At 71.2% G+C, this 13,236-nt stretch carries 15 protein-coding genes and 1 pseudogene; 12 read left to right on the forward strand and 4 right to left on the reverse strand.

What is annotated here, in order from left to right:
• Positions 1-117 precede the first annotated feature (117 nt).
• The 10 genes and pseudogenes from KZ829_RS04135 (at position 118) to KZ829_RS43775 (ending at position 7,005) form a co-directional block, all read left to right on the forward strand.
• Positions 118-951: a beta-keto acid cleavage family enzyme gene (locus KZ829_RS04135; protein WP_372453833.1), complete on the forward strand. Its 834-nt coding sequence runs from the start codon at positions 118-120 to the stop codon at positions 949-951.
• Positions 948-1,856 (forward strand): asparaginase, encoded by a 909-nt coding sequence (locus tag KZ829_RS04140; protein WP_220142516.1) that lies wholly within the window; start codon positions 948-950, stop codon positions 1,854-1,856. The genes KZ829_RS04135 and KZ829_RS04140 overlap by 4 nt, the downstream gene beginning before the upstream one ends.
• A 76-nt stretch (positions 1,857-1,932) precedes the next feature.
• Positions 1,933-2,313 (forward strand): annotated as a pseudogene (locus tag KZ829_RS04145) (helix-turn-helix domain-containing protein); the annotation flags it as partial.
• Entirely contained in the window at positions 2,313-2,783 is a 471-nt protein-coding gene (locus KZ829_RS04150; protein WP_220142518.1) for a hypothetical protein, read from the forward strand. The pseudogene KZ829_RS04145 and the gene KZ829_RS04150, both read left to right, overlap by 1 nt.
• Before the next feature lie 65 nt (positions 2,784-2,848).
• Complete coding sequence (locus tag KZ829_RS04155) at positions 2,849-3,166, forward strand: DUF2516 family protein (RefSeq protein WP_208469763.1); 318 nt, start codon at positions 2,849-2,851, stop codon at positions 3,164-3,166.
• 13 nt (positions 3,167-3,179) lie between these two features.
• Positions 3,180-4,067: an alpha/beta fold hydrolase gene (locus tag KZ829_RS04160; RefSeq protein ID WP_372453834.1), complete on the forward strand. Its 888-nt coding sequence runs from the start codon at positions 3,180-3,182 to the stop codon at positions 4,065-4,067.
• A 95-nt stretch (positions 4,068-4,162) separates the two neighbouring features.
• On the forward strand, positions 4,163-4,597 hold the full coding sequence (locus tag KZ829_RS04165) for a hypothetical protein (protein ID WP_220142520.1): 435 nt from the start codon (positions 4,163-4,165) through the stop codon (positions 4,595-4,597).
• A gap of 11 nt (positions 4,598-4,608) precedes the next feature.
• Entirely contained in the window at positions 4,609-5,409 is an 801-nt protein-coding gene (locus tag KZ829_RS04170) for an EI24 domain-containing protein (protein WP_220142521.1), read from the forward strand.
• Positions 5,406-5,927, forward strand: coding sequence for an O-acetyl-ADP-ribose deacetylase (locus KZ829_RS04175; RefSeq protein WP_220142522.1), 522 nt, complete (start codon positions 5,406-5,408; stop codon positions 5,925-5,927). The genes KZ829_RS04170 and KZ829_RS04175 overlap by 4 nt, the downstream gene beginning before the upstream one ends.
• Before the next feature lie 76 nt (positions 5,928-6,003).
• Positions 6,004-7,005 carry a calcium-binding protein gene (locus KZ829_RS43775; protein WP_281428031.1) on the forward strand — a complete coding sequence of 334 codons (1,002 nt, stop codon included), beginning with the start codon at positions 6,004-6,006 and terminating at the stop codon, positions 7,003-7,005.
• A gap of 169 nt (positions 7,006-7,174) precedes the next feature.
• Here KZ829_RS43775 and KZ829_RS04185 read toward each other — a convergent pair whose 3' ends face one another.
• The 3 genes from KZ829_RS04185 to KZ829_RS04195 form a co-directional block, all read right to left on the reverse strand.
• Entirely contained in the window at positions 7,175-8,188 is a 1,014-nt protein-coding gene (locus KZ829_RS04185; RefSeq protein ID WP_220142524.1) for a LacI family DNA-binding transcriptional regulator, read from the reverse strand.
• 22 nt (positions 8,189-8,210) lie between these two features.
• On the reverse strand, positions 8,211-9,614 hold the full coding sequence (locus KZ829_RS04190) for a GH1 family beta-glucosidase (RefSeq protein ID WP_220142525.1): 1,404 nt from the start codon (positions 9,612-9,614) through the stop codon (positions 8,211-8,213).
• A gap of 89 nt (positions 9,615-9,703) precedes the next feature.
• Entirely contained in the window at positions 9,704-10,465 is a 762-nt protein-coding gene (locus KZ829_RS04195) for a maleylpyruvate isomerase family mycothiol-dependent enzyme (protein WP_220142526.1), read from the reverse strand.
• A gap of 68 nt (positions 10,466-10,533) precedes the next feature.
• On the opposite strand from KZ829_RS04195, the gene KZ829_RS04200 reads away from it, so the two are divergent.
• Positions 10,534-11,556 carry a UDP-N-acetylmuramate dehydrogenase gene (locus KZ829_RS04200; RefSeq protein WP_308285329.1) on the forward strand — a complete coding sequence of 341 codons (1,023 nt, stop codon included), beginning with the start codon at positions 10,534-10,536 and terminating at the stop codon, positions 11,554-11,556.
• 4 nt (positions 11,557-11,560) lie between these two features.
• Here KZ829_RS04200 and KZ829_RS04205 read toward each other — a convergent pair whose 3' ends face one another.
• On the reverse strand, positions 11,561-12,166 hold the full coding sequence (locus KZ829_RS04205) for a CAP domain-containing protein (RefSeq protein WP_220142528.1): 606 nt from the start codon (positions 12,164-12,166) through the stop codon (positions 11,561-11,563).
• A 360-nt stretch (positions 12,167-12,526) separates the two neighbouring features.
• Here KZ829_RS04205 and KZ829_RS04210 point away from each other — a divergent pair, with 360 nt between their 5' ends.
• Complete coding sequence (locus KZ829_RS04210) at positions 12,527-13,225, forward strand: response regulator transcription factor (RefSeq protein ID WP_183222466.1); 699 nt, start codon at positions 12,527-12,529, stop codon at positions 13,223-13,225.
• Positions 13,226-13,236: the final 11 nt, after the last annotated feature.

Below are 13,236 nucleotides of genomic sequence, written 5' to 3' on the forward strand. Positions count from 1 at the left end.
CAAGTCGGTCAGGACGAGGTCAAGCCGTACCGGGGAAGATGTTGAACTCGATCGGACGGGTCTCCGGGCGCTTCCGGCGGAGGAGATCGGGCCGTCCCGCATGGCAGGATGACCGGCATGACCGGGACCTTGATCACCGTCGCCCCGACCGGCGCGGAGAGCAGCAAGGCGGACGCGCCGGCTCTGCCAGTGACCCTGGACGAGCTGGTGACCACCGCAAAGGAGTGCGAGGCGCTGGGCGCTTCGATCATTCACGTCCACATCCGTGACGACGCCGCCCGCCCGACCCTGGACCAGGGCCGCCTGCGGGACACCGTCGCCGCGCTGCGCGAGGGCACCGGCCTGATCGTGCAGTTGTCCTCGGGTGGTTCGGTGCACGACCCGGAGGCGGACCGGCTGGCGGTTCTGGACGCCGCCCCGGAGATGGCCTCCTGCACGATGGGCACCGTCAACTTCGGCGCCGACGTGTTCATGAACCGCTGGGAGTTCATCGTCGACCTGCACACCCGCATGCAGGAGCGCGGCATCGTGCCGGAGTACGAGATCTTCGACCTGGGCCAGCTCACCACCCTGCAACACCTGCTCGGCCGGTACGGTCTGCCCGCCGGCGGCCACGTGCACGTGGATCTGGTGATGGGCGTGCCCGGCGGGATGCCCGGCACCGCGGCCGCCCTGGTCGCCTGTGAGCAGGCCGTCCGTGACCTGCCGGAGGGCACCACGTTCTCGGCGACCGGTATCGGCCGCAGCACGATCCCGGTGATGCTGGCGTCGCTGTCGGCCGGTGGGCACCTGCGTGTCGGGATGGAGGACACCCTGACGTACGCGAAGGGCCGTCCCGTCGAGTCGAACATGCAGCTGGTGGCCCGTGCCGTCGGCTTCGCCCAGCTCGCCCAGCGTCCGCCGCTCACCCCGTCGCAGGCCCGTGAGCTGCTGGGGGTCCCAGCCCGATGATCGTTGCCGAAGTGGTCCGTTCCGGCTTCGTGGAGAGCACGCACCACGGTGTCGTCGCGGTCGACGGTGGCACGAGCATCGGTGACGTCGACACCCCGTTCTTCCCCCGGTCGTCCAACAAGCCTCTCCAGACCGTCGGCCTGCTGAACGCGGGCCTGCTGCCGCGGGAGGAGGCCGACCTCGCCCTGATCAGCGGCAGCCACGACGGCGAGGGGTTCCACGTGGAACGCGTGCGGGCCATGCTCGCCGCCGTCGATCTCGGGCCGGAGGCGCTGCGCTGCCCGGCCGATCTGCCGCTGGGCGAGGTCCCGCGGCACGACTGGCTGCGTGGCGGCGGCGCGGCCGAGCCGATCCTGATGAACTGTTCCGGCAAGCACGCCGGGATGCTGGCCACCTGTGTGCTCAACGGCTGGCCCCTGGACACGTACCTCGACATCGACCATCCGTTGCAGAAGGCCCTCGCCGACGCGGTGAGCCGTCTGTCCGGCGAGCCGATCGCGGCGCTCGGGGTGGACGGCTGCGGCGCACCGATCTTCGCGATCTCCCCGATCGGGCTGGCCCGGGGGTTCCGGCGGCTGGTCGAGGCCGAGCCGGGCAGCCCGGAGCGCCGGGTGGCCGACGCGATGCGGGGGCACCCGGAGCTGGTCGCCGGCACCGGCACCGAGGACACCGTGCTGATGAACGCGGTGCCCGGCCTGCTCGTGAAGAAGGGCGCCGACGGGGTGGCCGCGGCCGCGATGGCCGGGGTGGGAGCGGTGGCGCTGAAGATCTCCGACGGCGCGAGCCGGGCCCGCGTACCGGTGCTGCTCGCCGCCCTGCGCCGTCTCGGCCTGGAGGTTCCCGCGATGCCGGAGCAGATCCTGGGTGGTGGCCTTCCGGTCGGCGAGGTTCGCGCGGTCATTTAGCGGGGTGACCGGGTTCACGCTAGCTGTTGCAAGCACTTTGCTTGCAACAGCTAGCACTCCGAGCTAGTTTCGAGTCATGGCCACTCCGAAGGACCTGCCGGAGGACATCGGATCGTTCATCCGAGACCTGCGGCAGACCGCGAAGATCTCGCTCCGGCAGCTCGCCGACAAGGCCGGCGTCAGCAACCCCTATCTGAGCCAGATCGAGCGTGGCCTGCGTAAACCGAGCGCCGAGGTGCTGCAGCAGATCGCCAGCGCCTTGCGAGTGTCGACACCCGCGATGTATTTGCGGGCGGGGCTGCTCGATGGTGAGGGCCAGCAGGGCGTGCTGGCCGCCATCGCGGTCGACCCGGAGCTCACGATCGCGCAGAAGCAGTCACTGACGCAGATCTACGAGACATTCCGCAACGAGAACGCCCGTAACGCGCCACCCGCAGACGACGCTGAGGAGTCGAAATGACCGAGCAGACCAAGACCAAGATCCCCGCCCCGCTGTACGCCGCCGCAGGCGCCGGTGACGCGGCCTACGAGCAGCTCCGCAAGCTGCCGGCCGTGCTGACCGAGCTCAGCGACCGGGCCACCGCCTCGCTGAAGGCCTACAACGAGCAGGCCGGCACCAAGGCCGCCGAGCTGCGCGGCAAGGCCCAGGAGACCGACTTCGTGGCCCTGCGTGACAGCGCCACCACCGCGGCTGCGAACTTCGCCCAGGTCGCCCAGGAGCGCGCGATCGCCGTCTACAACGACCTGGTCGCCCGTGGCGAGCGCGTGGTCGGCACCGGTGTGGTCGAGGCCGCCGAGGTGGTCAACGCCGACATCGAGGCCACCGAGCAGCCGAAGGCCGTCGAGGCCCCGGTGACCGAGACCCCGGCCGTCGAGACCGCGCCGAAGCCGCGCAAGCGGGCGAAGCCGGCCGCGTCCGCCGAGTGATCGACAATCCGACATGATCCGCGGGCCCCGGCAAATGCCGGGGCCCGCGGCATAGACTCTTCCTCATGGCCACATCCGCCGCGCCCATCTTCTTCGACGACGTCCGCATCTACCTGAATGCCGCCGTCTGGCTCGTGTCCATGGCTGTCCAGGCGGTCGCACTGATCCATTGCCTGACACAGCGCGGCGCGGGCTTCCAAGCGCTCGGCACCCTGCCGAAAGGCGCGTGGGCCGCGATCATCGGCGTCTGTCTGGCGCTGACCGTGATCACCATGGGCGGCCTGCTCATCATCACGATGATCGGTGTCGCCGCGGCGCTCATCTACATGCTCGACGTCCGCCCGGGCCTCAAGGATCTGTCGGACGGCAAGGGCTTCTGGTGATCCGGGCCGGCCATTGAGGAATCGTTTCGGCCCGCCTCCTCCGGACGGCGGGCCGCGCCTCCAGCGCATGGACCGGAGCGGCCCGCGGACCGGTCGCCCCACGTTGCCGGGTCCGGTCACCGAGCTGGTCACTCTCCCTTCAGGGGTACGGGTGGAGCAGCTCGTCACCGGTGCCGGCGACCCGGTGACGGTGTTCGCGCACGGGCTGGCCGGGGACGTCTCCGGCACCCGCCCGCTGGGCAGCGCGGTCGCCGGCCGCCGGGTGTTCTTCCACTTCCGCGGGCACGGCCGCTCCGATGCGCCGCCCGGCCCGTGGTCCTTCGGTGACCTGGCCGACGATCTGCGCGGTGTCGCCGACCTGTCCGGGGCCACCCGGGCGCTCGGCGTCAGCATGGGCGCCGCCGCGCTGTGCCGCCTGCTCACCGAGGCTCCGGACCGGTTCGAGCGGGTGGTCCTCTACCTGCCGGCCGCGCTGGACGGGTCCCGGACGGCCGCCTCGGTGCAGCGCCTCTCCCGGCTGCTGGCGTCGGTCGAGTCGGGGGAGGCCGCGGTGATCGCCGCGGCGGTCGAGCAGGAGCTGCCGTCCTCGGTGCGCAACACCCCGGCCGGCTGGAGCTTCCTGCGGCAGCGGGTCGAGCAGCTGCAACGGGACGGGCTGGCGCCCGAGGTCGAGACGCTGTGGTCGGCGCCACCGGTGGCCGACGAGTCGCTGCTGCGGCGGTTCCGGGGCCGGGCGCTGGTGATCGGTTGTCTCGGCGACGAGGTGCACCCGGTGGCCTGGGCGGAGCGGATCGCCGGCCTGCTGCCCGGCGCCGAGCTGGAGGTGTACGACCGGCCGGCCGTTCTCTGGAACAACCGGGCCGAGTTGCGGGACCGCGTCTCTGCCTTCCTCAACGCTTGAGTTCAGGAGCTATGTCCGGAAAGCCGTAACTTTTCCCGCGGTTGAGCGGTGAGTATTACGTGCGCTTGTCCCCCAAGTCCGTTTTCTTCGCTTTGGTGGTTCTCGGGCTGCCGTTCGCGGTCGTGGCCGGCTGGGCCCTCGGAGCGCCGGTCGCGCGCCAGGCCGCCCTCGGCGCCCCGGACGGGTCCGGCGCCATCCTCGGCGACGGCGGTCTGGGCGCCGCGCCGGACGGGGCGGCCCCGAACCGGGACTCCGCCGCGGGCTACACGGCCCGGCCACCCCGCGCCACCCCGGACCCGGTCCCGGCACTGTCGGCGCCGGCGGCCGGGCCCGCCACGGTCATCGCCACGGTGACAGTCGTCCAGTCCGTACCGGTGCCGCCGGTCGCGACCACCGATCCGCCGCTCACCGCGCCGCCGGTGCCGACCCCGACCCAGCCGGACCAACCACCGAGCCCGTCCGCCACTCCGCCCTCGCCGAGCGCATCGGCCACCCCCTCCGCATCGACCCCGGTAGCGATGGGGTTCTAAGCTCACGCAACGTGAGCGGTGATCAGAAACGTCCGGTAACGGCCCTCCGTGAGTTCTTCACCGGTGCCGGGTTGCTGGGCCGTGGGCTCGGTCTGGTGCTGGGCAACCCCCGGCTCTTCCTCATCGGGCTGATCCCGGCGCTGATCTCCGGAGTCCTCTACACGGCCGCGATGGTCCTGCTGCTGCGGTTCCTGCCGGATCTCTCGGCACAGGTCACCTGGTTCGCCGACGACTGGTCGGGCTGGCTGCGCGGCACCTTCCGGGTGCTCGGCGGCACCGCGGTGCTCGGCCTCAGCGTGCTGATCGGCGTCCTGACCTTCACCGCCGTGACGTTGCTGATCGGCGACCCGTTCTACGAGAAGATCTCGGAATTGGTCGAGGACCGGTTCGGTGGCGTGCCCGAGGCGGTGGACCTCGGCTTCTGGGAGTCGCTGCGCCGCAGCCTCGTCGACTCGCTCAAACTGATCGGCATCTCGATCCTGGTCGGCATCCCGCTCTTCCTGCTCGGGTTCCTGCCGTTCGTGGGGCAGACCGTGATCCCCGTACTGGCCGGCGCGGTCGGCGGCTGGCTGCTCGCCCTGGAGTTGACCGGCGTCGCGTTCCAGCGGCGTGGCCAGCGGCTGCGGCACCGTCGCGCGGTGCTCGGACAGCACCGCTCCGTGGCCCTGGGCTTCGGCTCGGTCGTCTTCGCCTGCTTCCTGATCCCGCTCGGCGCCGTCCTGGTGATGCCGGCCGCCATCGCCGGCGCCACGCTGCTGGCCCGGCGGTCGCTCGGTAAGCCCATCGAGATCACCAGCACCGCCTCGCTATGAGGATCGACCTGGTCGAGGGCGACATCACCGCCCGGTCCGAGGATGTGATCGTCAACGCGGCCAACTCGTCGCTGCTCGGCGGCGGCGGCGTGGACGGGGCGATCCACCGTAAGGGCGGACCGGAGATCCTGGCCGAGACCCGGATGCTGCGGGCCTCCCGCTACGGCCGTGGCCTGCCGGTCGGCCAGGCCGTCGCGACCACGGCGGGCCGGCTGCCGGCCCGCTGGGTGGTGCACACGGTCGGCCCCGTCTTCAGCGCCACCGAGGACCGCTCCGACCTGCTGCGCGCCTGCTACACGAACTCCCTCCAGGTGGCCGACGACCTGGGCGCGGTCTCGGTGGCGTTCCCGCTGATCTCGGCCGGCGTCTACCGCTGGCCGGTCGAGGACGCCGTCCGCCAGGCTCTCACCGTGCTCGGCGCCGCCACCCCGCACCACGTCCGCACCGCGACCCTGGTCCTGTTCGGGTCCGAGACGGCGGCCGTCGGGCGCGCGGTCCAGGCCGTTATGTTTCCGTGATCTGAGAATCAGAACCACCCCGCCCGGGGCCGCATCGCACTACATGTCGAAGCAGCCTGGACAACGGGGAAGAACAATGACTTTCAGCATCAAGTCGGTCGGTATCGTCGCCGCGGGCATCGCGGCCATCGCGTCAGCGGCCGTCCTGCCGGCGCCCGCCTACGCCGCCTCGGCCGGCACGGCGTTCATCGCCGACTACACCGTCGAGTTCACGGCGGCCAAGGGTGCGGTCAACGACGTCGTCATCATCGTGAACGGGAAGACGGTCACCATCGACGACCGGGTCGCGATCAAGCCCGGCCCGGGCTGCCGGGCCGTCCCCGGCGACAGCACCAAGGTCCGGTGCACCGACGACCACCTGTTCTGGATCTTCGCAAAGCTCGGCGACCGGAACGACCGGATCGTCAACCGGAGCGCCATCGACATCATGGTCCTGGGTGGGGCCGGCGACGACCGGATCGCCGGCGGCTCCACCGCGGACAGTCTCTACGGCGGCAGCGGCCGGGACGTGCTCTCCGGCGGCGCCGGACCGGACAGCCTGATCGGCGGCACCGGCGACGACGTGCTCGGTGGCGGCGCCGGCAACGACAACCTCAACGCCGACGCCGGACGGGACGTCATGCGCGGCGGCAGCGGGATCGACCTGGCCTACTACGGCGGCCGGCGTGGCGCCGTGCGCGTCGACCTGGACGGCGCCAAGGGCGACGACGGCGCGCCGGGCGAGGGGGACACCGTCGGCGCCGACGTCGAGATGATCGTCGGCGGCTCCGGGAACGACCGGCTGACCGGCAACGGGGCCGCCAACCGGATCTACGGCGGCACCGGTGACGACCGCATCTCCGGCGGCGGTGGCAAGGACCTGCTCGTCGGGCAGGGCGGCAACGACACGCTGCGCGGGGACGCGGGCAGCGACCGGCTCTACGGGGAGCAGGAGCACGCCCGCGTGCCGGACGCGGACGGCACGCCCGCCAGCAACCCGAAGGCCAAGGACCACCTCAACGGCGGCACCGCCACCGACACCTGCGTGGGCGGCTCCGCAACCACGAAGGTCAACTGCGAGATCCGCCGCGAGTCCTGAAATCCCGGCGGGACCACCGATCTACGCCCGGCGCGGGCGGCACAGGCCGGACCCGGCAGTGGGATCGCTGTTTGCCCACGGCGGTTCGGGTAGGCGTACAGGGAAGGCGTCGGAAAGCGGGAAGGACGTCTCAGCCGGTCGCGGAAACGGCCGTGAGGGCCGGGAATGATCAGGCTGAGGCGCGGACGATGAGTTCGGTGGGCAGGATGATCGCGGGCGGCACCCCCGGGTCGCCGGAGATCAGGCGGAGCATCTCGCGGGCCATCGTCCGGCCTGCCTCGCCGATCGGCTGGCGCACCGTGGTGAGCGGTGGGTCGCTGTAGCGGCTGATCTCGAAGTCGTCGAAGCCGATCACGGCGACGTCCTCCGGGACCCGGCGACCGGCGTTGCGCAGGGTTTGCAGGGCGCCGTGGGCCATCAGATCGGAGGCGGCGAAGACGGCGTCCAGGTCCGGGTCGCGATCGAGCAGTTCGCGCATCGCGGTGATGCCGGAGTCGCGGGTGAAGTCGCCGGTGGCGACGAGTTCCGGGAGGCCGGCCGCGCGCAGCGTGTCGTGGTAGCCGGTGAGGCGTTCGAGGCCGGCCACCATGTCCTGTGGGCCGGCTATGGTCGCGATGCGCCGGCGACCGGAAGTGATCAGATGCTGGATGGCCGCGGCGACGCCGCCGGCGTGGTCGACGTCCACGTACGGGACCGGCGGGTCGGCGATCATCGGGCGACCGCTGCAGATCACCGGGATGCCGCGGCGGGCCAGCAGGCCGGGCAGCGGATCGGCGCCGTGGATCGAGGCGAACATGACGCCGTCGACGTGGCCGGCCACCGCGTAGCGCTCGACCCGGGCGTAACCGGCCGCCGAACCGGCCATCATCAGCACCAGCTGTTTGTCGGCGGCCTCCAGCTCGGAGCCGACGCCGCGGATGATGGCCGGGAAGAACAGGTCGTCGGAGAAGACCCGGTTCGCCGTCTCCGGAAGGATCAGGGCGATCGAGTCGGTCTGCCGGGTGACCAGGCTCCGGGCCGCCTGGTTCGGCACGTAACCGAGTTCGTCGACGGCCTGGTTGACGGCCTCGCGGATGGAGGCCGCCACCGTGGTCGAACCGTTGACGACGCGGGACACCGTCGCGCGGGAGACCCCGGCTCGACGGGCGACCGCTTCCAGAGTCGGGCGTTCCCGCGTCGTCACAAGCCCCCCGCTCTGAAATGGCTCAGCCCAGGCCGTTGCGCCGGATCACCTCGCTGTACCACTTCGCGCTGTCCTTGAGCACCCGCTGTTGCGTGGTGTAGTCGACGTGCACCATACCGAAACGCTTCGCGTACCCCTCGGCCCATTCGAAGTTGTCCATCAACGACCAGGCGAAGTATCCCCGCAGATCCACTCCGGCCGCCAGAGCGTCGTGGCAGGCGCGCAGGTGGGAGTCCACGTACTCGATCCGGCGCAGGTCGTGGACCTCGCCGTTCTCGGCCGGGCCGTCCGGGTACGCCGCGCCGTTCTCGGTGATCATCAGCGGGACGCCCGGGTAGTCCCGGTGCAGGCGGGTCAGCAGACGGGTCAGCGCGGCCGGCTCGATCTGCCAGTTCATGTCGGTGACCGGGCCGACCGGGGAGCGGAACTTGACGCCGTGGCTGCCCGGGTAGTCGAGCGGGCCCGGGTGGCCGGGGGCCGCCGAGACGTACGCCGGGGTGTAGTAGTTGATGCCCAGCACGTCGATCGGCGCGTTGATGATCGCCTCGTCGCCGTCGCGGATCCAGACCGGTTCGGCGATCCGGGCGATGTGCGCCAGCACGTCGGCCGGGTAGTGGCCCTTGAACAGCGGGTCCAGGAAGATCCGGTTGGCCAGGCCGTCGATCAGGTGGGCGGCCGCGCGGTCGGCCTCGCTGTCCGGGTCGAGCGGGGCGACGGCGCACGGGTTCAGCGTGATGCTGATGCTCTTCGCGCCGGCCGCGCGCAGCGCCCGGGTGGCCAGACCGTGCGCCAGGTTGAGGTGGTGCGCGGCGGTCAGGGCGGCGACCGGGTCCTGGACGCCGGGCGCGTGGATGCCGGAGCCGTAGCCGAGGTAGGCCGAGCACCACGGCTCGTTCAACGTGGTCCAGGTGGTGACCCGGTCACCGAGACGGCGGTGGACGATCTCGGCGTAGTCGGCGAACGCCTCGGCGGTCTCCCGGTTGGTCCAGCCGCCCCGGTCCTCGAGCGTCTGCGGCAGGTCCCAGTGGTAGAGGGTGACCACCGGGTCGATGCCCTTGCCGAGCAGCTCGTCGGTGAGCCGGTCGTAGAAGTCCAGGCCACGGACGTTGACCGGGCCGGTGCCGTCCGGGCGGATCCGCGGCCAGGCGATCGAGAAGCGGTACGAGGCCAGGCCCAGATCGGCCATGAGCGCGACGTCCTCGGCGTACCGGTGGTAGTGGTCGCACGCGATGTCGCCGGTGTGGCCGGCGAAGACCCTGCCCGGTGTGCGGCTGAAGGTGTCCCAGATGGACGGGCCGCGGCCGTCCTCCCTCGCGGCGCCCTCGATCTGGTACGAGGCCGTGGCCGCTCCCCAGATGAAACCTTCGGGGAAGGTGATCCCCGCGGGGGCCGGCTGCGCCGACGTGGACGTGACGGTTGCCGTCATGTCTTCTCCGCTTCCTGATGATCCGCTGAACTTAACCGGTTCATCTTACGGCCTGGCGACGCGGTGACAACGGATCTTGACACCGAACCTCAGCCGGTGTGCAGGGCCTGCACCAGCCGCGGATCGCCGGTGAGGGCGAGTTGATCGGCCCGTTTCCGGCCCATCAGGGCCAGTTGCAGGTCGCTGGCCGTGCCGGTGATCCTCGCCCGCGGGTGGTGATCGTCGCCGTCCAGGATCGTGCCGGTGTCCAGCAGGGCGATGCCGGTGCCGCGCAGCCGGACGAACCACTCCTGCGCCGCGTCCGTCCCGACCAGGTGCACCACGCCGTGCATGTCGGTCGGGCCCTGGCGCTTGCCGGCCGGCAGCCAGGTGTCCAGGATCTCGCTCACGCCGTCGGTGGCGAGCTTCGTCTCGATCGGGGTGGCCCGCCCGGCGGCGGACTCGGCGTCCCACCGGTGCACCGAGATCTCGTGGGCCATCCGGCGATGCCAGAAGACGGCCCGCTTCGGCTGCGGCGCCCAGTTCCACGCCGGGAGGTCCGGGTCGAGCGCCTCCAGCGTCTCGATGGTGCCGGTGATCTCGCGGCGCAGGTGGTCGAGCGCCTCGGACCACTCGGCCGGGCGCTCCGGATGGACGAACCCCTCGTGGCGCACGGTCACACCGCGGGGCACCGTGCCGCGCACCCAGTTCAGCACCGTGGCCACATGATGGGTGAGGTCGGCGACGGTCCAGTCCGGGCAGCCCGGGACCACCGCGTCCGGCCCACTCTCGGCGACGGCGTCCCAGAGCGCCGGGCCGTCGGCACGCAGCGCCGCCAGCCAGAAATCCTTCGTCGCGTGCAACCTGTTCATCGCAGTCGTCTCCCGCTCGGCCGGACCGCCGGTGAAACCCCCCGCAGTGTGAGCTTAGGGTGAGCGTCGTGACTGACACTTCCCTGGCGGCGTACACGACGCTACGCCTCGGCGGGCACGCCGGCACAGTGACCAACGCGGTCCATACGGACGAGGCGGTCGCCGCGGTCCGTAAGGCCACCGCGGAGGGGCGGCCGTTGCTGGTGCTGGCCGGCGGCAGCAACGTCGTGATCGGCGACTCCGGCTTCGACGGCGAGGTGCTGCTGCTGCGCGACCGAGGCGTCGAGGTGGTCGGTGAGGACGCCTCCGGTGTGCTGGTGCGGGTGTCGGCCGGCGAGCCCTGGGACGACTTCGTGGCGTACGCCGTGGCGAACGGATGGTCCGGCGTCGAGTGCCTGTCCGGGATCCCGGGCGCGGCCGGGTCGACCCCGATCCAGAACGTCGGGGCGTACGGCCAGGAGGTCGCGCACACCATCGAGGCGGTGCACGCGTACGACCGGATCGCCGACGAGACCCGCGTCATGTCCCCGGCCGACTGCGGTTTCGGCTACCGGTCCAGCGTGTTCAAGCACGACGACCGGCATCTGGTCACCGCCGTCGACTTCCGGCTCGCCCGCTCGGCGGAGTCGGCCCCGATCCGGTACGCGGAACTCGCCCGTACCCTCGGCGCCTCGGCAGGCGATCGGGTGCCGATGCGGCAGGCCCGCGACACGGTGCTCAAGCTGCGGGCCGGCAAGGGCATGGTGCTCGACCCGGAGGACCGGGACACCTGGTCGGTCGGGTCGTTCTTCACCAATCCGGTGGTGCCCGCGGATTTCTTCGCGACGCTGGGCGAGATGCCGCACTGGCCGGGCGCGGACGGGACCGTGAAGATCCCGGCGGCGTGGCTGATCGAGCAGTCCGGTTTTCCGAAGGGGTACGCCGGGGACGGCGTGGCGATCTCCGGCAAGCACACGCTGGCGCTGACCAACCGCGGTGACGGCAGCACGGCGGCCCTGCTCGACCTGGCTAGGACGATCCGCGACGGGGTCCGTGCCCGGTTCGGTGTCGAACTGCACCCGGAGCCGGTTCTGATCAACTGCGCCCTCTGACCGTCTAACGCCAGCCGAACACCTGCGTGTAGTACGGAGTGCCGTCGGCCGCGTAGGCCACGCCGGCCCCGACCGAGCGCGCCTTGCAGTTGAGGATGTTGCGCCGGTGGCCCGGGCTGGACATCCACGCGGCCATCACCTCGGGCACGGTGCGGTAGCCCCAGGCGATGTTCTCCCCGGCGGGCTGCTGGTATCCGGCTTCCGCGGTGCGGTCCACGAAGGTCGAGCCGTCCCGCCAGACGTGACTGAAGAGCCGGGTCCGGGCCATGTAGTTGCTCTGCCGCAGGGACGCGGCGACCAGGTGGTCGTCGACCGTGAGGCCGGGACAGCCGGCGTTGCGGCGGGTCTCGTTGGTGAGGCGGACCACCTGGGCCATCACGGCGCGGGCCCGGAGCGGGGTGCGGTTCGGCGCCGACCGGACGTTGACGGTGGCCGCCGGGGGCTCTTCTGCCGGGCTCGGCGTGACGGGTGCGGAAGTGGTGGTTCGTGGCGGGACGGCCTGCGGTCGTTCCGGGACGGTCGGCCCCTGGGCCAGGGCCGGTGCGGTGAGAGCGAACAGCACGGGTGCTGCCACGAGCGTGCCGACGCGTCGAACTACCAGGTCGAACACGAATGCCTCCCGGATGCAGGTATGGGCGCGGATCGCCCGTTACTGCTAATCGCACCCCGTTACGCGCGGCGTGTCACCTCTTTCGGGGAATGGGCGGTAAGCCGTACGAGAAATGTCAGGCTGTAGGGATGTCCCGATCGGACATAGGGGCTACCCCGTTCAGGTCCACCGGCCGGATCCGCGCGGACCGGCTCCGCCCCCGCCCCTCGGCGCTAAACTGTCACTGTCCGTAAATAGGTGAACACATCACGCTATGGTGTGTTTGCGCCGGACTTTTCTTCCCGCTCTGCGTTTGCGCGGCGGGGATCGGCCGTGCCTGTACGAGGCACGAGCGCGAGTTGGGGGCAGGGTGAGCAAACGATGAGTCGCCTTCTCGTGGTCGAGGACGACCCGGACATCGCACTCGCTCTCCGGATGCTGTTCAGCCGGGCCGGATACGAGGTGGCGCACGCCGCCGACGGCCGCTCCGGGCTGAAGGAGGCCTACGCCGAACACCCCGACCTGGTGGTGCTCGACGTCGGCCTGCCGGAGATGGACGGCTGGCAGGTGCTGGAGCGGCTGCGTGACGTCTCGGACGTGCCGGTGCTGGTCCTCACGGCGCACGGCCAGGAGGCGGAGAAGGTGCGCGGCCTGCGCGGCGGCGCCGACGACTACCTGACCAAGCCGTTCGCCAACAACGAGTTGCTGGCCCGGGTCGAGGCGCTGCTGCGGCGTTCCAACTCCGGACAGAACACCTGGGCCAGCCAGATCTACGACGACGGCCTCGTGCACCTGGACCCGACCAAGCGCCGGGTCTACGTCAAAGGCGACGAGAAGCGTCTCACGCCCACCGAGTTCCGCCTGCTCAACGCGCTGGTCCGGCATGCCGGCGCGGTCCTCAGCCCGAACCAGCTGCTCACCCAGGCGTGGGACGACCCGACCGGCATCGGCCAGGAGCGCGTCAAGTTCGCGGTGCTCCGTCTGCGCCGGAAGCTGGGCTGGTCCGATCCCGACGACTCTCCCATCGAGTCCGTCCGGGGTTTCGGCTACCGCTACCGGCGTCCGGGCGGCGAGGGCTGATTCTCGCCGTA

This window comes from Actinoplanes hulinensis (genome assembly GCF_019429605.1).
Taxonomy (GTDB): Bacteria; Actinomycetota; Actinomycetes; order Mycobacteriales; family Micromonosporaceae; genus Actinoplanes; species Actinoplanes campanulatus.

Coding starts and splice junctions, on each gene's coding strand:
- KZ829_RS04195 (WP_220142526.1), bottom strand. CDS start 10,465: ATGAACAGGTTGCACGCGACGAAGGATTTCTGGCTGGCGGCGCTGCGT.
- KZ829_RS04150 (WP_220142518.1), top strand. CDS start 2,313: ATGACCGAGCAGACCAAGACCAAGATCCCCGCCCCGCTGTACGCCGCC.
- KZ829_RS04210 (WP_183222466.1), top strand. CDS start 12,527: ATGAGTCGCCTTCTCGTGGTCGAGGACGACCCGGACATCGCACTCGCT.
- KZ829_RS43775 (WP_281428031.1), top strand. CDS start 6,004: ATGACTTTCAGCATCAAGTCGGTCGGTATCGTCGCCGCGGGCATCGCG.
- KZ829_RS04155 (WP_208469763.1), top strand. CDS start 2,849: ATGGCCACATCCGCCGCGCCCATCTTCTTCGACGACGTCCGCATCTAC.
- KZ829_RS04190 (WP_220142525.1), bottom strand. CDS start 9,614: ATGACGGCAACCGTCACGTCCACGTCGGCGCAGCCGGCCCCCGCGGGG.
- KZ829_RS04140 (WP_220142516.1), top strand. CDS start 948: ATGATCGTTGCCGAAGTGGTCCGTTCCGGCTTCGTGGAGAGCACGCAC.
- KZ829_RS04175 (WP_220142522.1), top strand. CDS start 5,406: ATGAGGATCGACCTGGTCGAGGGCGACATCACCGCCCGGTCCGAGGAT.
- KZ829_RS04135 (WP_372453833.1), top strand. CDS start 118: ATGACCGGGACCTTGATCACCGTCGCCCCGACCGGCGCGGAGAGCAGC.